This is a genomic window from Corynebacterium sp. DNF00584 (assembly GCF_001552965.1).
Lineage (GTDB): Bacteria > Actinomycetota > Actinomycetes > Mycobacteriales > Mycobacteriaceae > Corynebacterium > Corynebacterium phoceense.
Window position 1 is genome coordinate 232102 of sequence record NZ_KQ959749.1, and the last position, 23420, is coordinate 255521.

Consider the following 23420-nt stretch of genomic DNA (forward strand, 5'->3'; position numbering starts at 1 on the left):
GGGGGCATCGGAAGGCTCGGCGTAGGCGGCGAAGAAGTCCTCCCATTCCGTGGCGTGTGCCGGAAGGCGCGTAAAATGGCACGGCATGACTGTAGACCCCTCCCTTGCAGCGCCTCGTGCTGCGCAACATCCCGTGACTCGTTCCTTCCATGGCCGCGACTTCGTCGATGACTATGAATGGATGCGCGACAAGGAATCCCCGGAGACGATTGCGTACCTCGAAGCGGAGAATGCGTACACCGAGGCGCGCACGGAGCACCTTCAACAGCTGAGCGAGAACATCTTCGCCGAGGTGAAGTCGCGCGTGAAGGAGACGGACATGTCCGTGCCCGTCCTGCGCGATGGTTACTGGTACTACGGCCGCACCGAGGAAGGCAAGAGCTACGGGCTGTCGTGTCGCCTCAAGGCCGCCGAGGGCGCGGAGGCGTGGAGCCCCATCGAGCTGCCCGAGGAGGGCGCGCCGGAGGGCGAGGAGGTTCTGCTCGACTCCAACGTCCTGGCCGAGGGGCACGAATTCTTCCAGGTGGGCGCGGTGGCGCGCAACCGGGAGACGGATGTGCTTGCCTTTGGCGTGGATACCGCGGGCGACGAGCGCTTTGAGGTCTCTTTCAAGGATCTGAAGACGGGCGAGTTGCTCGCGGATCGCCTGGACGGCGTCTACTACTACCTCACATGGGCCGGTCCGAATTACATCTTCTATACGACCGTGGATGAGGCGTGGCGCTCGGATAAGGTGTGGCGCCACAAGATGGGCACCCCGCAAAGCGAGGACGTGCTTGTCTTCCACGAGGAAGACGCGCGCTTTGGCGTGGGTGTGGGGACGACGAAGTCCCGCGAGTTCCTCTTCGTTCAGGTGCAGTCCAAGACCACCACGGAGGCGTGGGTCGTGGGGCTCGACAATCCGGAAGGGGAGCTGCGCCGCCTGTGGGAGCGCCGCCAGGATGTCGACTACGACGTCGACCACGCCGTGGTGGGTGGCAAGGACTACTGGCTGGTCACGCACAATGCGACTGGCGCGAATTACGAGCTGGGTTACTGTCCGGTGGCCTATGGCGCGGATCTGCCGGAGTTCGACCAGCTCACCGTCCTCATGCCGCACGAGGAGACCGTGCGCATTGAAGGGCCGGCTGTCTACCGCGACCAGATCGTGGTGGGCTACCGCCGCGGCGGCATCGGTCGTGCCGCCATCATGGACGTGCGCGAGGGCTGGGGCGAGTTTAAGGAGCTCGAGTTCGACGAGGAACTCTATGAGGTCTCCGTGGGCGGCGCCCCGGATTGGGAGGCGGACGTCCTGCGCGTGGGCTACACGTCGTATACGCAGCCCTCGCAGCTGTTTAATTACCGCGTGACGAGCGGCGAGTACAAGCTGCTCAAGGAACAAGAAGTCCCGGGTGGCTACGACGCGAGCCAGTACGTCGCGCACCGCGAGTGGGTCACGGCCCCGGATGGCGCGCAGATTCCCGTGTCCATCGTGCGCCGCGCGGACCTGGACATGTCGAAGCCCAACCCGACGCTCCTCTACGGCTACGGTTCGTACGAGGTGTCCATGGATCCGTACTTCTCGGTCTTCCGCCTCTCGCTCATGGATCGCGGCGTCATCTTCGCCGTGGCCCACGTGCGCGGCGGCGGCGAGATGGGTCGTGCCTGGTACGACAACGGCAAGCTGCTGCACAAGAAGAACACCTTCACGGATTTCATTGCGGTGGCGGACGACCTCATCGCCCGCGGTGTGACGGCCCCGGAGGTGCTCGCTGCCGAGGGCGGCTCCGCCGGCGGCCTGCTCATGGGCGCTGTCGCCAACATGGCGCCGGAGCGTTTCCGCGCCATCCAGGCGTCTGTGCCCTTCGTGGATCCGCTCACCTCCATCCTCATGCCGGAGCTCCCGCTCACCGTCGTCGAGTGGGAGGAGTGGGGCGACCCGTTCCACGATCCGACGGTCTACGACTACATGGCGAGCTACGCCCCGTACGAGAACGTTACCGCGCAGAATTACCCGGACATTTTGGCGCTCACCTCGCTCAATGACACGCGTGTGCTCTACGTCGAGCCCGCCAAGTGGATTGCCAAGCTGCGCGCCACGGCCACCGGCGGCGAGTTCCTGCTCAAGACCGAGATGGTCGCCGGTCACGGCGGCGTCTCCGGCCGCTACGCCCAGTGGCGTCAGGCCGCGTTCGAGTACGCGTGGACCATCAACAAGATCACGGGGTTAACCGCCTAGCCTCTCGCCGCGCGGCGAGGCGCCGTGCGTGCGATAATAAGCGGCATGCACGGCGTTCTCCTGGTTTCGATTTCTAGTATTTTCGACGACACCCGGAAGTACGCGGAACATCTCATCGCGGAGCTCGACCGCGACGACATTCCCGTCTCTCTCCTTGTCGCCCCACACATCGATGGCAATTGGCACTTGGCCAAGGACCACCGCATGCAGCATTGGTTGCGCGACCACGCCGAGGCCGGACGCACGCTCATCCTCAACGGCTTCGACCAGGCCGTCCAAGGCCGCCGCGCCGAGTTCGCGAACCTGGAGGCACACGAGGCCCGCCTGCGCCTCAAGGGTGCTACCCGCCAGATGGCCAAGATCGGCTTCGAGCCCACCATCTTTGCCGCCCCGCGCTGGCGCATGTCGCCGGGCACGCTCGAGGTCCTGCCCGAGTTTGAGTTCCAGCTCGCTTGCTCCTCCCATGGCCTCCACGAGCTGCCCTCCGGCAGGCTTCATCAGACTCGCAATCTCTCCTTCGGCGAGGGCTTCGGCGCTGCGAAATGGTGGCGTCGCAACATCATTCGGGCCGCGGAGCGCTCTGCCCAGCGCGGCAACACCGTCCGCCTTTCGGTCTCCGCACGCAACCTCGAGGACCGCAAGGTCCGCGCGGACTTCCTGCGCGCCGTCGACAAAGCCGCCGCAGCCGGGGCGAGGCCGGAGAGCTACAGCATCTTTCTCTAGGCGCGAGTATATGTGCGGACATGTCACGGAACCCATTGAAGTTCTACCTCGATAAGTCCTCCCCGCAGACCTGGAAGTCCGCCATCGCTTTCACCCGGGCCGTCGGCGAGGAGGCCCGCGCGGCAGGCGGAGCGACGAGCTCATCGAGCTCATTAACCTCCACACAAAGGCCGCACTCATGCTGGCCGAAGCCGCCACCCAGCCTTCCGATGCCCCCTCCCGCGACTTTGCTCAACTCTTCGCCGCCGCTCCTCTCACCGACGCCCAATTCGCCGCCGTCGAGTGGGTGGCGATTGCCATGAACGTGACCAATCGCGTCTCGATCCCGTCCCATCACTTCGTCAAGGAGCAGTCCTTTGAGTAGCACCGAGCCGAATCCCCAGGAGAACGTCTGTGACGGCCTCTCCGACGGCGTCGACTACGGCCTGCGCATCGTCGCGGTGTCCCCTACGCGAAGTCATGGCTGACCCAAGCACCCCGACTACCAACAGCGTGTGGATGCATAGAAAACTCCCCATAATCTGATTTCTGATTTCTCAGTCCGGATTATGGGGAGCAGTTCCCACAACCGGGGCCCTCTCTGCGTTGTGTGCTACATCTTCAGATTCTTAATGGCCATGCGTACCGGCGCAGGCAGCGTCTGCAGTGCGCTGTCCGGAATCTGGCCGAAGACAGCCGCCATGAACGGGAAGGCACCCACGAGCGCCAGCACCGCGAGCACAATGCCGACGATGCCGCCCGTGCCCAGGCTCGAGGCATCCGCGCCGTCCGCGTCCTTGCCCGGCGTGGTGTCCTTGTCCTTCTCCTCGTCGCCGGCTTCCTTCGTCACCTGGCCCGAGACCTTGACGTTCTGCTGCGTGCCATCGGTGAAGGTCACCGTGAGCGAGCCGTCCTCGTTGGCCTCGATGCTCTCGATGCCGCGACCGTCCTTGCCGTTCTTACCGGCGGCGCCATCCTTGCCATTCTGTCCGTCGGCGCCATTGGCACCATCCTGACCGTTCTGGCCATCAGCGCCGGTCTCGCCCTTCTGGCCGTCGACGCCGTCTTTGCCGTCCGCGCCGTCGCGGCCAGGCTCACCCTTCGGGCCCTGGGTGTTGCCGGCAATCTCGGTGGTGCCGTCAGAGTAGGTGACTTCCAAATCGCCGTTGTCGAGGACCTGAACCTTAGTCACGGAGCGGCCGTCTTTGCCGTCGGTACCGTTCTGGCCATCCTTGCCATCGACGCCGTCCTTGCCCGGCTCGCCGCGGACGGTGCCGAGGTTCTGTTCCGTGCCGTCGGTGTAGTAGACGATGAGCTCGCCGTCGACGATCTTCATCTCCTTGACACCGCGGGCATCGGAGGTGGTGTCATCATCCTTCGGATCGTCGTCCTCCGAGGGAGCCGTAGCAGAGAGCGAGAACCCAACTTTGACCGGGTCGTGATCAGAAGCGCGGAACGGGGAGTTGTCGTAGAAGTCCACCACGTTGTAGTTGCGGCGGGAGTACTCGAAGGCGACGGACTCGTCCGAGTTGATGTTCCAGACCTGGGCGTCAGAGACCTTGCCGGAGGCAACCTCGTTGGCCAACACGTGGTCGAGGCTACCGAGGAGACCGTCGAATTGGTAGGACGGATCGGCACCGTAGGTCTCAGCCGGGACGGTGTAGCCGTTCGCGCGGAAGACGCCGAGGGCCTGCTCCATGGTGTAGGTGTTGAGGTCACCCATGACGAAGGTGGCCTTGCCCTCCCAGTCCTTCTGCTTGGCAAGGTGATCGAGCACAGCCTGCGCCTGAGCGTTGCGGACGTTCGGGTTGTTGCCCTGGCCGTCGCCGGAGTCAGCGTCGCCCTTGGCGACGGACCCCTTGGACTTGAAGTGGTTGGCGACCGCGACGAAAGTTTCCTTCACATTCGGATCAGTCGCCGCGAATTCCTGGGCGAGCGGCTCGCGGGCGGTGCCGGTGAAGCGGTCATCGGTGAAGATGCGGGACTCGCCCACGGGCTTGACGCGATCCGGGTCGTAGATAAACGCGGTGCGAATGACATCGCCCTTGACCGGGACATTCGACGGGGACTTCACATACTCCCAGTTGCCGCCTGCGGCGTTAAGGGCCTCGGTCAGTGTCTTCAGAGCGTTATCGCGCTTGTTGATGTCGCCGGTGACGGCGTAGCCGTTTTCGATCTCGGACAGGGCGAGGACGTCAGCGTCGAGGCCGTTGATGGCGGCGACGATCTTGGCCTGCTGGTCAGCCAGGGCCGAGGCGGTCCACGCGCCACGGGTCGTGCCGCGGTTGACGGTGACCGGGTTGCCGTCCTTGTCCTTGTGGCTGGTGCCGCCGAACTCCTCGCCGAGGGAGACGAAGTAGTTAAGGACGTTGAATGCGCCGATAGTGTAGTCACCCTTGACGTCTACGCCGCCCTCGATGGCTGCGCGGGAATCTTCCCAGGAGATGGGCAAGTCAGCGCCAGAGGTGTTGCCGGTAACCGGTGTGGTGGGCTCGAAGCGCCAGGCGTCGTGCGAGTAGTGAACGACGACGGGGTGCTGGAACTCGACGTGGTCCGTGGTGCGCAGCGACTTGATGGTCGAGCCGCCGTCCTGCGAGATGTAGGGCAGTGGGGTCTCCTTGTCCGACTGCATGTAGTTCTTCGTGCGGGCGTCGTCGAGGATGACGAGGCGTTCTTTGTTGGACGCAGCGAGCTTCTGCAGATCGGAATTCGGTTCTGTGGAGGGCTCGTAGATATCCGACGGCTGGCGCAGGTACTCGGTGCCGCCGTTGAGGCCGACCTCGCCGTAGGTGGTGAGCGCGTAGTTATTCGTCACCGTGTGGGTACCGGGCTGGACGAGCATGCCCTCGAATGGCTCGCGGGCTGCATCGCCGGCTGGCAGCTCATCGATAACGAGCGGCGTGACGGCAGGCAGAGCCTCGGCGAGCGAGGAAATCTCAGCAGCGGTGATCTGCGTGGCGTTGAAGAACTCAGAGACCTTGCCGGAGACCTGGACAGAAGCGCCGAGCTCCGGGTAGTCCGTGCGGGAGCCCATGTAGACGAAGATGCCGTGGGAGGCGTCGCCAGCAGCGGGAACCTCGGTGCCGGTGCCGCCGGTCTGGATGGTGAAGCCGTTGAGGCCGCCTTCCTTCCATACTGCGGTGACGACGCCCTCGGTCGTCACAGTCTGATCAACGAGCGGGGATGCGGCGCCCGTGCCCTGGATATCGGAGATGGGCGTGATGGCCGCCGGGTCAGCGGGGGTGGTCGGATCTGTGGGGTCAGCCGGAGTCTCGGGGTCGGTGGGATCGGCAGGATCTGTCGGGTCGCTCGGCACGGCGCCGGAGTTCTGCGGCGTGGGGGCGCCCGCGGTGAAGTCCGCGGCGTTGTTGTCGGTGTCTGTGCCTGCGGCATCGCGGGAAACCGACTGCGAGTTGGAGGCGCCAGCGGCGGGGGAGCCCTCGTTGAGGGTGGCCGAACCGTAACCGACGGTGTCGACGGCGGTGCCGGCGGCATCGGCAAGCTGGACCGTGCCGCTTGAACCAGCCATGTTGAGACCGGCGTCGGCATCCGGGGTGGGCAGCGCGGTGGTGCCGCCGTTGCCCTGGCCGCCCTGGATGAGGAAGTAGCCGCCAGCAGGGATGGTGCCGCTGAGGGTGACCTTGCCGCCGGTGCTGCCCTTGCCAGAGAAGTACTCGACGGTGTAGCCGGAGAGCTCGATGTCTGCGTCGGTGGGGTTGTAGAGCTCGATGAAGTCGTGCGTGTACGTGGCGCTGGAGTTTCCGCCACCGCCGTAGGCCTCGGAGATGACGACCTGGGAGCCGTCCGTCGCGGCGTGGGCTGGAATAGTGGCGAGTGAGGAGACGAGGGCAGCGATAGCCAGCGTGCCAATGCGGCGAGAATGCATAAGAATCCTTGAGTTCGATGAGGAGAGAAGCGAATGGACAGATAGCATTAAACGCGTAAAAGCATCGTGGTGAAACTACAAATTTCGCCTTCACCTGGCAGTTTGTTTAGCGCTTTAACAATGTTCTCGCAGTATTTACTTAGTGGTCACTTCATGAGGGCGGGATGGGGTGCCGGGATGCGGACAAGCTGAATGAGAACGGCACGGCTCGCGGAGACAAGCCGTGCCGTTGGCCTGATGCCATGGAGTTCAGTGGTCGTAGACGACCACTGTTCAGCCGCGGTTACTTTAAGTTGAGGGCCGGGGCGATAGTCGACTCCCACGCGGCGTGCAGCTCTCGCTCGAACAGCGCGTACGAGTGTGCGCCAAACGTCGTGTGAAAGCGCTCGACGTGGACGCCGCGCGCCTGGGCCGCACGGGTGAAGTAGTTCGAGGTGACTTGGGAGACTGCCTCGAGGGTAAGCCCCCACGTCCAATTGCCGCCAAATTCCTCTGCGGTGGGGATGCCATAGGCGGTGCCCACGAAGACGTCGGTATTACGCAGCGCCGCTGGGTCGTAGGAAGGGTCATTGAGCTGCCACGCATCGCTGCTGGACAAGCCGAAGGCGTCGACGGAGCTGCCCTCCGAGCCTTTGATGATGCCTTGGCTGACAATGCGCCCCAGGACGCCGGAAGTCGCGGGAAAGCCGGAGAACGATGCTGCCGCGGCGAACCGCTCGGGGTTTTCCGCCGCAATGTGCAGCGCGGGGCCGCCGGACATAGACAGGCCAGCAATGGCATCCTGGCCGGTGCCATTGAATTCTTCTTGGACGACGCGGGGGAGTTCCTCGCCGAGGTACGTTGCCCATTGATTGCGGCCAGCAGGCGAGTTCGTGTTTTCCCAATTGACGTACATCGACGCGCCGCCGCCGATGGGGGTGACGACGTTGACCTGCTTATCGGCAAAGAATTCTTCGTAATCAGTCTCCGTGTGCCAGTTGGCACCGCCTGCACCGCCGTCAGCGCCGGACATGAGCACGAGCGTCGATGCTGGGGTGTCGGTCTGCGGGGCTCGCAACAAAAGATTGGTGACGATGCTCTGATTCGCCGGTGACCAGACATCGATCTCGACGAGGTTGCCTTCGACGGGGCGGGTGTCGAGCAGGCGCGGCTCAGGGCCGTAATCGACAGGGGAAGGTTCGCCTCGATCCTCCTCACTGGATAGCTGAGCCGTGGCAAAGGAGTCTCCACTCGACGAGCTGCTGGCCCTGTTGCTGGAGAGTCCTTTGAATGCCGGGACAGAACTACCCAGCCATTGTCCATCTGAGCTGCCGTCACCTGAGCCGAGGGCGTCAGGTAACTGGGCGGAGCCACGGGGCGCGACGAGGGGATCGCCTAGGCGTGAAGAGCCAATGGAACTGAGGGCAGAGCCATCGGAAATGGCCACCGAGCCTTCGGTGGCGGTGCGTGCAGATTCGCTGTCGGCACTGCCTTCGGTAGAGGAGTTCTCTGCGGATTGTGCGGGAGCGACGGCGGGGTCGCTCCACGATGTGACGAGGAGCGAAGTGATGGCCGCGGCGATGCACAGCGCACGCAGGCGGGCGGAGGCGGGAGAAACGGTCATGGCTTCACCCTAGTGGCCTGGGTCACGTCCAGGGGCGTTTTCGCTCTTGTGTCTGCGCGACGCTGTCCTCAGATGGGGTCTTTAGAGATTCGCGGCGCCGATAGCGCGTGCGATGGTTTGAGCCCAGCTCACCTTCATCTGGTGGGAGAAAAGACCAAAGGAATGAGAGCCCTGTGGCGTGTAATAGCGGTTGACGTCGAGCCCGGCGCGGCGCGCGTTATCGGCGAACTGCTGGGTGCAGCCGTTAGCGACGATTTCGACCTCGGCGGGACCGAATGCCTGGCCAGCGGTGGAGCTTAAGTTGCCGATGCCGTCAGGGCCGCCAGGTTGGCCGGAGGCGGAGGCGACGAAGACCTTGACGCCGCGCAGACGATCCAGGTTGGTGTTGGGATCGTGCTCGCGCCACGAGGCATTGCCGGGCATGCCCCACGCGTTAAACGAGGAGCCGCCGCCCAAGGCGATCATGGCTGTGGAGATTGTGCCGCCGTAGGCGCCGGAACGAATGGGGCAGCCGGAATACGAGGCCGCAGCAACAAAGCGGCGCGGGTTATGGCCTGCGATGTCGAGCGCCGCGGCGCCCGTGGAGGATAGGCCGCCGATGGCGTCGCGGCCGGTTCCATGGAATTCCTTGTCGATGAGCGGAGGAAGCTCCTGCGTCATGTAAGTGTTCCACTTGTTGACGCCAAGGATGGGATCCGTGGAATCCCAGTCCGTGTAGAGGGAGTATGGACCGCCCAGCGGCATGACGACGTTGACGTTCTCATTGGCGAACCAGCTCTTGACGTCGCTGTGCGACATCCAGTTGAGGCCTGCCTGGCCGCCCTTGATGCCGGGCAGCAAGTAGAAGGACGGTCGCGGCTGGTCACCCGGAGGCAGCAGGACGTTGTTGTCGACGACGGCGCGGTTGGCTGGGGACCACACGCGCACCTTCCAGTGGTTGCCGTTTACGTGTTTCTTCGAGACGATGAACGGCGTATTACCAAGCCACGGCTGCGGGGCAGCGGTGCCCGGCAGTGACGACCCCGGGGCAAGGGGGGCGGCCTGAGCCGGAGCTGCGAACCCGGTGACGAAAACGGAAGCTGCCAAAGTGGTGGCCGTCAGGGCGGTGGCGGCGACACGAGAGAGAGAAAGTCGCATTCATTAATCATAACTTTTCTTCATTCGAGAAACTAGTTGAGGAAGGGGGCGACTACCGCTCCGCACGCGCGTGGAACGTGAAACCCGAACGAAAAGTGGGTGACGTATGCCCCGAGCGCAGGGCCAATGACCTTTGTCCAGGATTTGCCAAGGGCGTCTTTGTAGTACGGCCAATCGTGAATGCCATAGGCATCGCGGTCATAGGTGACGTCGACACCCGCGCCACGTGCCTGGGCGACGAAAGGCTCGTTGGTGAGGCGTACGAGGTACTCCATAACGCCGTTCCAGAACATGCCGCGTTGGTCGGTGTCGAAGCCGTCTTTTCCAGGCGGAGCCGGAATGGAAGTAGACCTTCGTATTCTTGAGCTTGTCCACGTGGAGGATTGGATCGTAGTGGAGCCATTCCGGATCATCCGCCCATCCAAACATCTCCCACACGGGCGCCATCTTTGCAGCCGTGACGCCGAGCGACATGATGCGGCCCATCGTGGAGGAGACCGCCGTGTAGCCAGACAGCGACGCAACCGCGACGTACTTATCGGGATAAGCCTCTGCGATAGTGAGGGCCGGTGCGCCGGAGGCCGAGAGGCCCGCGATGGCGCGTTTGTCAGTGGCATGAAACTGCGTCTCCATGATGAACGGCAGTTCCTGCGTGTAGTACGTCATCCACTTCGCGGTGCCCACGGGCGTGGTCGTGCTCTTCCAGTCATAGAAGAGCGTGCCGTCGCCACCGATGGGTGAGACGACGTTGACGTTTTACCGCGGAAGAGGGATTCATAGTCCGAGGCCGTCGCCCACGTGTCGCCGCGCTCGCCACCGTAGGAGCCCTGCATGAGGTAGAACGTGGGGCGCGGCGTGGTGTTGTCGGGCCCGCCCGGCGGCAGAAGCAGGTTGTTGGTGATGACGCGGTCCATCGATGCCGAGTAGACGTCGATCTCATAGAGATTGTCGTGAATATGGCGCGTCGCGACAAGCTTCGTGCCGGACGTTGTGACAGTGCCTACGGGGACGTTCGTGGTGCCCTCGACAGCGGGCAGCGTGGTGCTCGACATCTGGGGGAAGGTCAGTGGTGTCGTGAGAGGGTCTGGCAGGGATGGAAGCGCGACGAGGAGAGCCGAGAGAAACGAGGCGATGACGTGCATGTTAACGATGATAATCTCGCGGGTGCGCTGGGCAAAGAACTTACTGTGTGAGAGCAATTCGACTGGGCGAGAGGGCCTGCCGCTCGCTCATGCACGGTGTGAAGGCCGGCTGTGGGGGAGTGGTGTTCTGGTATGGTTACGGTGGCGTAGGTTAACTGAATGGGAGGCACCACGATGGACAAGGGCCTGATTACCCGCACGTATGTCATGGCTGACCGCGGCCAGCGGCCAGCGGGGCGTGGATGGTTCCACTTCGGCGCAGCTATCGCAGCACTCGTGGCCTCGACGGTCCTTGTTACCTTCGCGTGGATGCGCGTGCCGTGGGGCGCGGCTCTGGGTGTGACGGTGTACGCAGTGGGACTCATCGGGTTGTTCGGAGTTTCCGCCGCGTATCACCTCGTTCCTTGGGGCAAGGTTTCTACCGTGGCGTGGTGGCGGCGCGCAGACCACTCGACCATCGCGGTGTTTATTGCTGCGACCTACACGCCTCTGCTGTGCATTGCGGTAGACAACGCGTGGTGGTTGCTCGTCATCGCGTGGATAGGCGCCATCGCTGCGGTGGTGCTGAATCTCGTGTGGATTTCTCACCCGCGGTGGCTCGACGTCGTGGTCTACCTGGGGCTGGGGTGGCTCGTTGTGCCGCTCATTCCGCAGTTGTGGCGCGAGGCGGGCCCAGCAGTCGTGTGCCTGCTGTTCGCCGGAGGAATTATCTATTCACTCGGCGCGCTCATTTACGGCTTCAAATGGCCCGGGCGCAACGCCCAATGGTTCGGCTACCACGAACACTTCCACACCGCGACGGTGGCCGCGGCTATCGTGCACCTCGTCGCTGTGTGGATGGTCGTCGTGTCAGCGGCCTAGCGTGCTGACCGCGCTGGCTGCCTCATGTGCGGCAGCCGCTATGTGCTTGGGATGTTGACGGACCTGAAAATGCCGAACTTGTCCTCGGCCTGGCCGTAGACATCGCCCCACTGCTGTTTGCCCATCGGCAGGACGACGCGGCCGTCCTTGGCCAGAGCTTCGAACCAACCGCGCGCGGTCTCAATGTCCGTGGCGTCGCCGCCGAGGACCTCGTGGTAGAACGTGAAAGCCTCACGCGTGGTGCCGTCGAAGAAAAAGATAGGGCTCGATGGTCGCGTGCTGTTCTGGCCCAGCTTATGGGAAAGGGGGCATCGGAAAGCTAGTCGATGTGCTGAACTTTCGGCGCCACGATGAGCGGCTGTGGGGAGTACTTGCCGCGCAGGCCACGCAGGATGTGGGCGTGCTCAGCCAGGCGAATGTCCTCTTCGGTGCGCGGGGTGAACTGGCGGGCGCCAAGGGGCTGCCAGTCGTTATCGATGGCCATGTAGGACACCGTCGCGTGGATGGCGGTCTTAAGGTTCGTGCGGCCTTCGGCAGGCGCGCCGGAGCGTACGTGGACCGACAGCTGCATGGTGCGGGTATCCGTGACCATCATGCGGGCGTCGACCTCGATGAGATCACCGATGGAAATGGGACGGTAGAAGCGAATGCCGCCCGCGTACGTGGCGATGGTCTGCTCGCCGGACCACTCCATGGTGCACGCGGTGCCGGCCTCATCGATCCATTCCATGGCCGTGCCGCCGTGGACCTTGCCGCCCCAGTTGACGTCCGTGGGCTTGGCGAGGAAGCGGTTAACCATGCGCGGGGCATCCGAGGGCCCGTCGTAGGTCTGCGTGTCCATCTCTGCCTCGATGGCCTTGCGCAGCTCGATGCGGGACTTCGCGGCGGCCTCGACGCGCAGCTCGTCATCCGTCTGGGGTACGAAAGAGGGCACTGGGGTCGGCTTGCCCGTCGTCGGGTCTTGGGCCACGAAGATGACGAGGCAATCGCATGCGCGGGTGAAGAAGCCGTCACGCGGGTCGGCGGAGAGCACCTCGTTGACGATGTGCATGGAGGTGCGGCCCGTCATTGCAATGCGCGAGCGGACCTCCACGATGTGGCCGGAGGGGATGGGGCGCGTGAAGTGGATGTGGCCGACGTAGGCGGTCACGCAGTACGTGCCGGACCACTGCGCGGCGCAGGCGTAGGCGGCCTTATCGATCCATTCGAGGACGCGGCCGCCGCCGATGCCTTGGGCGCCCGCGATAAGCAGGTCCGTGGGCGCAGCCATAAAGCGCAGTGTGAGGGATGGGGACGGGGTTTCAGCGTTAGCCATGTCACTACCTTAAGGTTCGTGGAGCACATTCGCAGGCAAAGGGTATAAGTCGTCGCGACGGGTCTACAATCCGGGGGTATGAAGAAGGTGCATGACCCCGCCGCCACCCGCGCCGCCGTCGCCGCCGTGGAAGCCTGGGTGCGCGACCCGGCGTTGCCGGATCCCTCCCGCTCGCAGCTTGCCGATGCCGTCCGGCGCACCGCCCGTGCCGTCGCACACGACGCGCCGGGACACAGTGTGGAGCTGCGTGTTCCCCCGTTCGTGGCTGTCCAGTGCATTGAGGGGCCTCGTCATACGCGTGGCACGCCCCCGAATGTGGTCGAGACGGACGCGCGCACCTGGCTGGAATTGGCGCTGGGTGTGACGGAGTGGTCCACGGCGGTGGAGGCGCGTCGCATCGACGCCTCGGGTTCGCGCGCGGGGGAAATCGCGAAATGGCTCCCCGTAATCTTTTAGTTTTCTGTGCCTGTAGCGGCTAGGATGGGGCGCGTGATTAACCCTGCGCATGCTGCTGTCACTACCCACCCCGCCCCACTGACCGATCTTGACGATCAGGGGGAGACTGAACCGCGCGAGGAGTGCGGCGTCTTCGGCGTTTGGGCACCGGGGGAGGACGTCTCCACTCTCACGTACTTCGGCCTCTTCGCCCTCCAACATCGTGGCCAGGAAGCCGCCGGCATTGGCGTCGGCGACGGCGAGCGAATCGTCGTATTCAAAGACATGGGCCTCGTCGCCAATATTTTTGATGAATCCATCCTGGGCTCGCTCAAGGGCAACGTCGCCGTGGGACACACGCGCTACTCCACGGCGGGCGGCAAGGAATGGTCGAACGTCCAGCCGATGTTTGAGACGTCCTCGTCCGGCGTGGACATTGCGCTGTGCCACAACGGCAACCTCGTTAACTACCTCGAGCTGCGTGCCGAGGTCGTGGAGAAGGGCTTGATTAAGCCCACGCAGGAATCGGTCTCGGACTCCATGTGCTTGTCCATGCTGCTTGCCGAAGGCGTAGATGAAAACACCTCTGTCTTCGACTCCGCTCGTGCGCTGCTGCCGCGCGTTAAGGGTGCTTTCTCTCTCACTTTTACCGATGGCCACACGCTGTACGCCGCGCGCGACCCGCATGGCGTGCGCCCGCTCGTCATAGGCCGCCTAGAGAAGGGCTGGGTCGTCGCGTCTGAGACCTGTGCGCTCGACATCGTGGGCGCCCAGTTCCTCCGCGAGGTCGAGCCTGGCGAGCTCATCTCCATCGACGAGGCCGGCATCCGCTCCGAGACCTTCGCCGAGCCCACCCGCCACGGCTGCGTCTTCGAGTACGTCTACCTGGCACGCCCCGACACACAGATTAAGGGCCGCTCCGTCAACGCCGCCCGCGTGGACATCGGCCGTCGCCTCGCGCGCTCGTGCCCGGCCGACGGCGCCGACATGGTCATTCCGGTGCCCGAGTCCGGCAACCCCGCCGCCGTGGGCTACGCCCGCGAGTCCGGCATCACCTTTGCCCACGGCCTGGTGAAGAACGCCTACGTGGGCCGTACCTTCATTCAGCCCACGCAAACGCAGCGCCAGCTCGGCATCCGCCTCAAGCTCAACCCGCTGCGCGAGGTCATCAAGGGCAAGAAGCTCGTGGTCGTCGACGACTCCATCGTCCGCGGCAACACGCAGCGCGCCCTTATTCGCATGCTCCGGGAGGCCGGCGCCGCCGAGGTCCACGTGCGTATCGCGTCCCCGCCGGTGAAGTGGCCGTGCTTCTACGGCATTGACTTCGCCTCGCCTGCGGAGCTCATCGCGAATGCCACGCCGTCCGATGACCCGGAGACCGTCGCCGACGTTATCCGTGAAGCCATCGGCGCGGACTCCCTGGGTTTCGTGTCCGTCGACGACATGGTCGGCGCGACCGAGCAGCCCGGCATGGAGCTGTGCACTGCGTGCTTCACCGGCAACTACCCCCTGGGCCTGCCAGCGGGCAACCCCAATGCCGAGGCCGTGCGTAAACTTCAAGGCACCGACGCCTAAACCCCTTCCGACCGACTTTTAAGGAATCCCACCGCGATGTCTGAAAACCCCACCGCTTCCTCTGAGACCGCCGCCGAGAACTCCGGCACCACGTACGCCGCTGCCGGCGTGAGCATCGAAGAGGGCGACCGCGCCGTTACCCTCTTCGCCCCGCACGCCAAGCGCGCCACCCGCCCGGAGGTCATGGGCGGCCTCGGCGGTTTTGCCGGCCTGTTCAAGCTGGGCGAGTACAAGGAGCCCATCCTCGCTGCCGGTTCGGACGGTGTGGGCACGAAGCTCGCCGTCGCCCAGGCGATGGACAAGCACGACACCATCGGCATCGACCTGGTCGCCATGTGCGTCGATGACCTCGTGGTCTGCGGAGCCGAGCCGCTCTTCCTCCAGGACTACATTGCGGTGGGCAAGGTCGTTCCGGAGAAGGTCGCCGAGGTCGTCAAGGGCATCGCCGAAGGCTGCGTCCAGGCAGGCTGCGCTCTGCTCGGCGGTGAGACCGCGGAGCACCCCGGCGTCATGGACCCAGAAGAGTACGACGTCTCCGCCACGGCCGTGGGCGTCGTCGAGGCTGATGGCCTCCTTGGCCCGGACAAGGTCCGCGATGGAGACGTGCTCATCGCCATGGGCTCCTCTGGACTGCACTCCAACGGCTACTCGCTGGCCCGCTACGTCCTCCTCGAACAGGCGGGCCTGCCGCTCGACGGCCACGTGGAAGAGCTCGGCCGCCCCCTCGGCGAGGAACTCCTTGAGCCGACCAAGATCTACGCGCTGGACTGCTTGGCGCTCGCCGCCGAGTGCCAGGTCTCCACGTTCTGCCACGTCACCGGCGGCGGTCTCGCGGGCAACCTCGAGCGCGTCATCCCGGAGGGACTCACCGCTGAGGTCAACCGCGCGACCTGGACCCCGGCCCAGATCTTCCGCACCATCGCCTCCGTGGGCAAGATCGCCCTGTCCGAGATGGAGAAGACTTTCAACATGGGCGTCGGCATGATCGCCGTCGTCTCCCCGGAGGACCGCGACCGCGCCCTGGCCATGCTCACCGCCCGCCACCTCGACGCCTGGGAGCTCGGCACCATCCGCGAGTCCGGCGGCGACGAGCCGCGCGTCATCATGCAGGGCGAGCACCCGAACTTCTAAGTTCGCGCCTCAGACACACGCCGCCCGTGCCGCATCGGCAGGGCGGCGTTCGCGTGTCCGGTTCCTTGCGAAAATCGCGTCGGCTCATGCGGCGCGCGGAGAATTATCGCAAGGAACGAGCTGGTGGAATGCGCCTGTGCGTCGCGTGGAAACGGTGTCGCGGATTTCACGACAACGAAGGCTCAGATTTCCGTGGTTTATGGGGCCTTCGTTGTTCTGAAGTCCGCCGCGCGCCGCGCGCCGGACGGACGAAGCGCAGACAGCGTCGTGACGGACACGGTCAGGATGGGGACACGCAAAAATCCGCCGCCGGGCGGGCCGGCGGCGGAATAAGAGTCTTAGGACTTAGCGCTTGTCCGAAGAGTCGGTGTCATCCTCAACGTCGTCTTCATCGTCATACTCGTCGATGTAGTCGGCGTATTTGTCTTCGTAGTCCACCTCGTCTTCGTCATCCCAGTCGTTGCGCGGCTTCTGAGCGGCGAGCTCGCGCTGGAGCGAGTCCAAATCCATCTCAGGTGAGTTGTACTTCAGCTGGCGTGCAACCTTGGTCTGCTTCGCCTTCGCGCGTCCGCGTCCCATGTGCATGACCCCCTTGAGGTGTGTGTAGGCATTCCAGGGAAGTTCGGATGCCCCATCGAATTTCAATAACAGTATGGTCCTGTTAGACACAATAGCCTGTGTGCCGAAAAAATTCCGCACCGCCCCCTGTTACAGGGCAAAGAAGGCTAGCGGCCGCGCAATTTCTCCACCGCGGCGCGGCCAGCCTTGGGGCCCTCATCCGTGGGGATGGACTCTGGCTCGACGCTCGCGGCGACGTTCGCCTCGCCGCGCAGCGGGCCGGTGACGAGATCGGTGCCCGTGAGTGCAGAACGCTTGACCAAGCCGAGGGCGATGGGGCCGAAGTCACAGTCGTCGACGACGGTGCCCAGGCGGCCCACGCGGCGCCCACCGGGGCCGGACAGGATATCGGCGCCCGGCTCGGGGCGGTCCGGCGCGGAGCCATCGAGGTACAAAAGGACGAGCAAGCGCGGCGAGCGACCGAGGTTCTCCACGCGGGCGACGGTCTCCTGGCCGCGGTAGCAGCCCTTGTTGAGGTGGACGGCGCCGGGGTGTTCGCCGCGGCCGATCCACTGGGGAACCTCGTGGGCGATCGCCTTATCGTCGAGGTCAGCGGCCAGTTCCGGCTCGCGGGCGCGGACGCGCTCGGCGGTAAACGCCATGAGTCCAGCCAGGTGGGCGCCGGCGGCTTCGAGGGCCTCGACCGCGTCGACCAGTTCGGCCCGCAGGACGGCGAGATCGCGGCGCGGGGCGCCGAGCCAGTCCACGGTGCGATCAAAGACGACGCCCGCGGCGGCCGCGTCGAAGCCGTCTACCGGCTTGCCGAGCAGCGTGAGGATCGCAAGGTCCGCCTCGGCCACCTCGACCTGGGACCAGAAGATCATCTTCGTGAGGTAATCGCGCAGCGACTCGAACTGCGCGTCGGGCACGTCGAGGTAGATCTCGGTAGGGGAGACGACGGCCACGTCTGCGGCGTGGAGGATATGCCCCTGGATGTCGAAGTCGAGGGCGGACGCGGCGAAGCCCGAGGGGGCATCGTCAAGCTTTTGGGAGAGCAAATTATTAAGGAATACCGCGGCTTCGGGGCCAGTGACGGCGAGCACGCGGCGCTGCGAGCGGTCGATGACGGCGGTGCCGTTTTCGACGTAGCGTTGCTCCACGAGGGGATCGCCATAATGCCAGGCCACGCCCTCTTTATCGAGGAGGCTGTCCCCTTGGAAAGCGGCAGCGCGGGGACGGTCAAGCAACGGCGAAACGTAGGTCATGGATCCCCATCGTAGGGCATAATTGAAGTCATGAGTATTGCGCCTGTCATCTACGTCATCGAGCCTTTCGGCGGGTCTATTCGCCGCCATAACGCGAACCTTCCGCTGCTCTTTGCCGACGATCTGGGCGTCACGCGTGGTGACGGCATCTTTGAGGCCATGCGCGTTGAGGGCGGACAGGCTCACAACATGGAACGCCACCTCGAGCGGTTCCGGCGCTCGGCCGAGGCGCTCGACCTGCCGCTGCCCACGCCCGAGAAGTGGCAGGAGGCCACGAAGGCCGCACTCGAGGAGTGGGGCGAGGCCGAGGGCAAGTGCACGTGGACGCTCACGCGCGGGCGCGCGTCGACGAGCATTCCCACTGGTTGGGTTGCGGTCGAGGGCATTGACGCGGAGACGCTGCGTGAGCGTGAGAAGGGTGTTAAGGCCATCACCATGGAGCGTACGTGGCAGCTGCCCACGGAGTTCCCGGCGAAGACGGTGAACTACGCCGCGACGATGGCGGCGCTGCGCTACGCCAAAAAGCAGGGCGCGCAGGACGTCATTTACCTCAACGGCGCAGGACTCTTGCTGGAGGGCTCCCGCTCGTCGGTCGTGACGACCAAGGGACGCAAGCTGCGCACGCCCGCGGCGCCGGGAATTTTGCCGGGCACGACGCAAGCTGCCATCTTCGCCCGCGCGGAGGCAGACGGCTGGCGCTGTAAACTCAAAGAAATGAACGTTGACTACCTGCTGGGGGCGGACTCGGTGTGGCTCGTCTCCTCGACGCGCGGGCCGGTGCGCGTGACGCACCTGAACGGACAAAAGCTCCCGAAACCCGCCAATGTGGAGGAGATTCGGGAGCTGATGCGGTCCGCGCTCTAATGCTTTAGCCCGCGATGCGCTTGAGCTCCGCCGACATGTAGGGGCGCATCTCGCCGTCGACCATGCGCTCGTCGACCCAGCCCAGGTTGTTATTCGGCATGAGGCCGTACATGCGCTTGCCGGGGCCGAGGTTCTTCGGGCCGGTCTCCGTGACCATGGTGGACGCGGACTGGAGGGACCAGGCGCGCTCGTTAAAGGGCTCGCCGTAGAAGATTTCCACGATGCCGTTATTCGAGGTGTAGGTCATTTCGATCTCGTCCTTGGGGGAGATGCGCCAGAAGCCGGACTCGCGTACATCGGGGCCTACCGGCTTGCCCTCGGAGTCGATCTTCCACGTGCGAGAGGTGTAGGTCAGGTAGTGCTCGCCGTCGTGGGCGATAACGAGCTGCTGGCCGAACGTGTACTGATCGCCGTTCGAATCGTGAGCCTGGCCCTCGCCCTGCCACACGCCGACCAAGGGGAGAAGTCCCAGCAGCGCGTCGTGGAGGGACGGGCCCTGGCGCAGGTTCGCCGTGTCATCGGGAACCGGGACCTCGTCGAGGCCGACGGCCGGAATATTGCGGGAGGCGGCGTCTTTCCAATCCTCCGCGGCGCGATTGACGGCCTCGTTGCCGTCCAGCTTGTTGGGATCGTTTTCGGGGTGGGATGCGTTTCGTTCAGACATGCCCATCAGCCTACCGTTTAGCGCTAGGCTAGAAACCCATGCGAGCCTTGCTCATCACCAACCCGAATTCGACCAGTCAGAGCGAACTTATGCTTCGGCAGGTCTACGCCCGCCTGCGCGAGGTCCCTGACCTGCATTTTCTGGTGCGGCAGAGTCACTATCCGGCACACGCGGCGGAGATGGTGTCCACCCTCACGCGCGCCGAGTGCGACGTGGTGATCGCTGTCGGCGGAGACGGCACCGTCAATGAAATCGTGGGCGGGCTTCTGGGATCGCCCAAGAACCCGCGCCCAGCCGAGGAGGTCCCGGTGCTCGCCGTCATCCCGGCGGGCTCGGCCAATGTCTTCGCCCGGGCTTTGGGCTTTCCCGCAGAGCCTGCCGATGCCGCCCAAACCCTCGCCGAGTGCATGCTCTACGACCTGCGCCGCACCATCCGCCTGGGCACGTGGGAGTCCCTCGGAGCAGACGGTGAGGCCGAGCCAGACGAGGCGCGATGGTTTGCCGTCAACGCTGGTTTTGGACTCGACGCAGACGTTCTCCACGCCGTGGACAAGGCGCGTGCGAAAGGACTTGCGGCGACGCCGCTGCGCTACCTGCGCGCGACGCTGCGCGGTTGGGCGCGTGCGCGCGTGCGCCCGCCGCACATTGATGTCCACGCCAAGGCAGGGGAGCGCACGCTCGAGCTGCGGGGCGCGCAGCTCATTTTTGCGTCGAATACCAACCCGTGGACGTTCCTTGGGCCGCTGCCCGTCGTGACGAACCCCCGTAACTCCTTCGATAAGGGCCTGGGGGTCTTCGGGCTGACGGATATTGGGGGCATCGGCGGCTTCGCGGGCTTGCTGCACCTCTTTGGGGCGTACCGGCTTGCGCGTGGCCGCGTGATCCAATTCGATGACGCGGAATGGGTGGAGCTGGGCGTGCCTGGCCTGCACCGCTTCCAAGCGGACGGCGAGTCCGAAGGCAAACTCGAGCACGTGCGGCTGCGTTCTATCCCCGACGCGCTTGAGGTCTATTCGCCTTAGCTCGTGATCTGTTTGCCGTCCTTGTCGTAGTCCCCGTCGATTTCCAGCGGAGAGAGGAGATCGAGGTGGAGCTCGACGTTGCGGCGCTGGACCTCCACGTTGATGGTGCCGCCACGCAGCGAGACCTTCGTCGCCTGGGCCGGCAGCGGCAGGCGACGCGTGTCGAGTTCCAGATAGAACGCGTCGTGGACGTGGCCTTCTGGCGCGTCGATGGGCCGCATATAGAACATGGGGCCTTCGAGACGCAGCTCTACCTGAACCGTCGTGGGCAACTCGTCGCCGGGGATGGTGCCCGTGAGCTCGGCTTCTGCGGAATTGCCGCCGGAGGGCGAGATATTATTCGGGTTGTTGATATTGAGATCCGTCATGCCCAGCAGGCGGCCGAGCGCCACGCCGTCGAGGCTCAGGCTGCGCGAGAGTGTGGAGGCCACCGCGCCGTCATAGTCCCCGGTCCATACCTGTTGCGGGGTGATGTGCACGTCGCGCAGGGTGGTTTGCGCGTTGACCATGCCTAGCTGTGGCACTTCGACGTCGGAGGAACGCACCTCGAGCAGCGGCACGGTGCCCGTGACCGCCGCGGCGACGTAGGGAAGCCCTCCGATATAGACGTCCGGCGGGGTCTCGAGTCGCGTGAGCTCTTCCACGCGTTCGGACACGGCGTGTTCCGCGTGCATGGCTACGGCGGAGTCCGCTAGCCAGAGCGCTCCCACGCAGCCCACCGCGACACCCGCGGCTTTCAGTGCCTTCATGGTTCTATTTCTACCGCACGCACCCGCGCGTCACTAAGGTGGGGGCATGAGCTTGAACCAGGACACCCTTGATCAGATCCATGCCGTCCTCGACGCCGCCCGCACGAACGATGGCGTGGCACCTTTCTCTGAGCAGTATCTGTTGGGGCTGAGCGATGAACGCCTGGGCCACCAGCACTTCGTGCATAGCGAGAATGGCCAGGTCGGCGCGCTCATTGCGCTTGATGGGGAGTCCGCAGAGCTCGTTGTAGCTCCGAACTTCCGGCGGCGCGGCATTGGCGAGGCCTTGCTTGCCGATGCCGCCCGCTCGCTCGACGCTGGCTCCTCCCTCCAGGTGTGGGCGCACGGTAATCTCCCGGCGGCACAGGCCTTCGCGCAGGCCCAGGGGCTCAGCGTCGTGCGGCGCTTGCTCGTCATGGCTGTCGAGGGCGAAGCGTTGCGCGCGGCCGCAACGGTTCCTTCTGCCGAAGGATTTGAGGTCCTCAACTATGAGGAGTCGGTGGCGCGCTGGGGCGCGGACGCGGTGGACGCGGCATGGGTGGCGGCAAATAATGAAGCCTTCTCGTGGCACCCCGAACAAGGCGGCTGGGATGTCGCGCGCTTGCGCCGCGGCATGGAGGCTGAATGGTTCGATGAGAAGGACGTAATTCTATTCTGGGACACGTCTACAAATGTGACTGGCGTTACGAATGGGGGCAGTGATAATACCCCCAGCCTGGCTGGATTCCACTGGACCAAGTGGCACACGGAAGACGTTGAGGACGGCGGCGAGGCCTTTGGTGAGGTCTATGTCGTGGGGTTGGCGAATGCCTATCGCGGACGTGGGTTGGGGGCACCGCTCCTCCATGCAGGGCTACACCGAATGGTGGAAAAGGGCGCGCGACGTGTGATTTTGTATGTCGAGTCCGATAATGAACCGGCAGTGCGGGCCTACGAAAATTTGGGTTTCGGGGTGGCCGAGGAGCACGCCGTGTATCAGCAGCAATGATTTTCATTAATCAACGGTGATAACTGTTTACCTTGTGTTCACTGAAAGTGACCTTTTCGGTTAACCCAGGCTCGTTAGGTTATGTCGCTGTGAGCTCGTGGCCCCCGCCAAAGAATGAAAAAGGGTGGTCATCCAGGCTCCCCAATGACCTCTTTCGAATCTGCTCTACATAACTGGAAGGTTTCCCGTGATTCGCAACTTCAAGCGCACCGCAGCTATCTTCGGCCTGATCGCCGCTTCCTCCACCGCTCTGGTGGCTTGCTCCGAGTCTTCTGACTCCGGTTCCTCCGACTCTGCTCAGGGCGACTCTTCCGTCTCCGGCACCCTGGTCGGCGAGGGCGCTTCCTCCCAGCAGAACGCCATGTCCGTGTTCCAGAAGGCCTTCATCGAGAAGTACCCGGACGCTGACCTGTCCTACACCGCTTCCGGTTCCGGCGCCGGCGTTGAGGCCTTCATCAACGGCACCGCCACCTTCGCTGGTTCTGACTCCCCGCTCGATGAGGAGGATGGCGAGGTCACCTCGGCTAACGAGCGTTGCGGCGGCAACGACGCATGGCACCTGCCGTCCACCATCGGCCCGGTTGCTATCGCTTACCACCTCGAGGGTGTCGACCAGACGGTCAACCTCACCACCGAGTCCATCGCCAAGATCTTCAAGGGCGAGATCAAGAAGTGGAACGACCCGGCTATTGCTGACGCCAACGAGGGTGTCGAGCTTCCGGACAAGGACATCACCGTCGTCTTCCGTTCTGACGAGTCTGGTACCTCGGACAACTTCCAGAAGTTCCTCAAGGCTGCTACCGGCGAGTGGGACTCCAAGGGCAAGCAGTTCCCGGATGCCGTCGGTGAGGGTGCTAACGGCTCTTCCGGCGTTGCTGACCAGGTTGCTTCCATCGACGGTGCTATCACCTACGTCGAGGCTGGCTTCGCTAAGCAGAAGGAGAACGTCTCCACCGCTGCTATCGACTTCGGTCATGGCCCGGTCGAGCTGTCCAACGACTCCGTCGCCAAGGCTCTGGACAACCTGGCCTTCAAGGAGACCAACTCCGAGCACGACATGGTCGTCGACGCGGACGCGCTCTTCTCCTCTGACGCTGAGGGTGCTTACCCGCTCATCCTCACCACCTACAACATCGTCTGCTCCGCTGGTTACGACGAGTCCGAGGCCGCCCTGGTCAAGGCCTTCTTCGAGACTGTCCTGGACAACCAGTCCACCGAGCTCGAGGACGCTGGCTTCATCCCGGTCTCTGGTGCTCACCTGGACCGCCTGAAGGCTGCTGTCGAGGCTCTCGCTTAAGAGTTTCG

21 protein-coding genes are annotated in these 23420 nt (G+C 64.3%); 11 read left to right on the plus strand and 10 right to left on the minus strand.

What is annotated here, in order from left to right:
- Positions 1 to 85: 85 nt before the first annotated feature.
- The 3 genes from HMPREF0307_RS06975 (at position 86) to HMPREF0307_RS06985 (ending at position 3305) form a co-directional block, all read left to right on the plus strand.
- Positions 86 to 2218, plus strand: coding sequence for a S9 family peptidase (locus HMPREF0307_RS06975; RefSeq protein WP_066490211.1), 2133 nt, complete (start codon positions 86 to 88; stop codon positions 2216 to 2218).
- Between the two features lie 45 nt (positions 2219 to 2263).
- Positions 2264 to 2941 carry a DUF2334 domain-containing protein gene (locus HMPREF0307_RS06980; RefSeq protein WP_066490213.1) on the plus strand — a complete coding sequence of 226 codons (678 nt, stop codon included), beginning with the start codon at positions 2264 to 2266 and terminating at the stop codon, positions 2939 to 2941.
- 178 nt (positions 2942 to 3119) lie between these two features.
- Complete coding sequence (locus HMPREF0307_RS06985) at positions 3120 to 3305, plus strand: hypothetical protein (protein ID WP_066490215.1); 186 nt, start codon at positions 3120 to 3122, stop codon at positions 3303 to 3305.
- A 228-nt stretch (positions 3306 to 3533) separates the two neighbouring features.
- On the opposite strand, the gene HMPREF0307_RS06990 is transcribed toward HMPREF0307_RS06985, so the two are convergent.
- The 5 genes from HMPREF0307_RS06990 to HMPREF0307_RS07010 all read right to left on the minus strand — a co-directional run bounded on the left by HMPREF0307_RS06990 (position 3534) and on the right by HMPREF0307_RS07010 (position 10688).
- Positions 3534 to 6806 (minus strand): ExeM/NucH family extracellular endonuclease, encoded by a 3273-nt coding sequence (locus HMPREF0307_RS06990; RefSeq protein WP_070593611.1) that lies wholly within the window; start codon positions 6804 to 6806, stop codon positions 3534 to 3536.
- Between the two features lie 283 nt (positions 6807 to 7089).
- Positions 7090 to 8409 carry an alpha/beta hydrolase gene (locus HMPREF0307_RS06995; RefSeq protein ID WP_066490224.1) on the minus strand — a complete coding sequence of 440 codons (1320 nt, stop codon included), beginning with the start codon at positions 8407 to 8409 and terminating at the stop codon, positions 7090 to 7092.
- Between the two features lie 81 nt (positions 8410 to 8490).
- Positions 8491 to 9546 (minus strand): alpha/beta hydrolase, encoded by a 1056-nt coding sequence (locus HMPREF0307_RS07000; RefSeq protein ID WP_066490231.1) that lies wholly within the window; start codon positions 9544 to 9546, stop codon positions 8491 to 8493.
- A gap of 198 nt (positions 9547 to 9744) precedes the next feature.
- The gene (locus HMPREF0307_RS12565) at positions 9745 to 10281 is read right to left on the minus strand and encodes an alpha/beta hydrolase-fold protein (RefSeq protein ID WP_082723262.1); all 537 of its coding nucleotides are present in this window, start codon (positions 10279 to 10281) and stop codon (positions 9745 to 9747) included.
- Complete coding sequence (locus HMPREF0307_RS07010) at positions 10209 to 10688, minus strand: hypothetical protein (RefSeq protein WP_141759227.1); 480 nt, start codon at positions 10686 to 10688, stop codon at positions 10209 to 10211. Before HMPREF0307_RS07010 ends, HMPREF0307_RS12565 begins: the two co-directional genes overlap by 73 nt.
- Before the next feature lie 159 nt (positions 10689 to 10847).
- On the opposite strand from HMPREF0307_RS07010, the gene HMPREF0307_RS07015 reads away from it, so the two are divergent.
- A complete protein-coding gene (locus HMPREF0307_RS07015; protein ID WP_066490243.1) occupies positions 10848 to 11549 on the plus strand; it encodes a PAQR family membrane homeostasis protein TrhA in 702 nt (233 codons plus the stop codon).
- 319 nt (positions 11550 to 11868) lie between these two features.
- On the opposite strand, the gene HMPREF0307_RS07020 is transcribed toward HMPREF0307_RS07015, so the two are convergent.
- Positions 11869 to 12864, minus strand: coding sequence for an acyl-CoA thioesterase (locus HMPREF0307_RS07020; RefSeq protein ID WP_066490245.1), 996 nt, complete (start codon positions 12862 to 12864; stop codon positions 11869 to 11871).
- 78 nt (positions 12865 to 12942) lie between these two features.
- Between HMPREF0307_RS07020 and HMPREF0307_RS07025 the strand changes: the two genes are divergently transcribed.
- The 3 genes from HMPREF0307_RS07025 to purM are packed head-to-tail and all read left to right on the plus strand — an operon-like array spanning position 12943 to position 16005.
- Positions 12943 to 13320, plus strand: a complete 378-nt coding sequence (locus HMPREF0307_RS07025) for a sterol carrier family protein (RefSeq protein ID WP_066490248.1) — start codon at positions 12943 to 12945, stop codon at positions 13318 to 13320.
- Positions 13321 to 13344: 24 nt separating this feature from the next.
- Positions 13345 to 14874, plus strand: a complete 1530-nt coding sequence (gene purF, locus HMPREF0307_RS07030; protein WP_082723263.1) for an amidophosphoribosyltransferase — start codon at positions 13345 to 13347, stop codon at positions 14872 to 14874.
- 36 nt (positions 14875 to 14910) lie between these two features.
- Entirely contained in the window at positions 14911 to 16005 is a 1095-nt protein-coding gene (gene purM / locus HMPREF0307_RS07035; protein ID WP_066490255.1) for a phosphoribosylformylglycinamidine cyclo-ligase, read from the plus strand.
- 345 nt (positions 16006 to 16350) lie between these two features.
- On the opposite strand, the gene HMPREF0307_RS07040 is transcribed toward purM, so the two are convergent.
- Complete coding sequence (locus HMPREF0307_RS07040; RefSeq protein ID WP_181734566.1) at positions 16351 to 16584, minus strand: DUF3073 domain-containing protein; 234 nt, start codon at positions 16582 to 16584, stop codon at positions 16351 to 16353.
- A 146-nt stretch (positions 16585 to 16730) separates the two neighbouring features.
- Entirely contained in the window at positions 16731 to 17828 is a 1098-nt protein-coding gene (locus HMPREF0307_RS07045; protein ID WP_066490266.1) for a CAF17-like 4Fe-4S cluster assembly/insertion protein YgfZ, read from the minus strand.
- Positions 17829 to 17858: 30 nt separating this feature from the next.
- On the opposite strand from HMPREF0307_RS07045, the gene HMPREF0307_RS07050 reads away from it, so the two are divergent.
- Complete coding sequence (locus tag HMPREF0307_RS07050) at positions 17859 to 18692, plus strand: aminodeoxychorismate lyase (protein ID WP_066490268.1); 834 nt, start codon at positions 17859 to 17861, stop codon at positions 18690 to 18692.
- Between the two features lie 4 nt (positions 18693 to 18696).
- Here the strand turns inward: HMPREF0307_RS07050 and HMPREF0307_RS07055 are convergent, their stop codons facing one another.
- A complete protein-coding gene (locus tag HMPREF0307_RS07055; protein WP_066490277.1) occupies positions 18697 to 19356 on the minus strand; it encodes a heme-binding beta-barrel domain-containing protein in 660 nt (219 codons plus the stop codon).
- Between the two features lie 38 nt (positions 19357 to 19394).
- On the opposite strand from HMPREF0307_RS07055, the gene HMPREF0307_RS07060 reads away from it, so the two are divergent.
- Complete coding sequence (locus tag HMPREF0307_RS07060; RefSeq protein ID WP_082723264.1) at positions 19395 to 20378, plus strand: diacylglycerol/lipid kinase family protein; 984 nt, start codon at positions 19395 to 19397, stop codon at positions 20376 to 20378.
- Here the strand turns inward: HMPREF0307_RS07060 and HMPREF0307_RS07065 are convergent.
- Positions 20375 to 21127 carry an LmeA family phospholipid-binding protein gene (locus HMPREF0307_RS07065; RefSeq protein WP_066490278.1) on the minus strand — a complete coding sequence of 251 codons (753 nt, stop codon included), beginning with the start codon at positions 21125 to 21127 and terminating at the stop codon, positions 20375 to 20377. The genes HMPREF0307_RS07060 and HMPREF0307_RS07065 overlap by 4 nt on opposite strands.
- Before the next feature lie 46 nt (positions 21128 to 21173).
- Between HMPREF0307_RS07065 and mshD the strand changes: the two genes are divergently transcribed.
- Complete coding sequence (gene mshD, locus HMPREF0307_RS07070; protein ID WP_066490279.1) at positions 21174 to 22115, plus strand: mycothiol synthase; 942 nt, start codon at positions 21174 to 21176, stop codon at positions 22113 to 22115.
- A gap of 187 nt (positions 22116 to 22302) precedes the next feature.
- Entirely contained in the window at positions 22303 to 23412 is a 1110-nt protein-coding gene (pstS, locus tag HMPREF0307_RS07075) for a phosphate ABC transporter substrate-binding protein PstS (protein WP_066490280.1), read from the plus strand.
- The last annotated feature ends 8 nt before the right edge of the window (positions 23413 to 23420 follow it).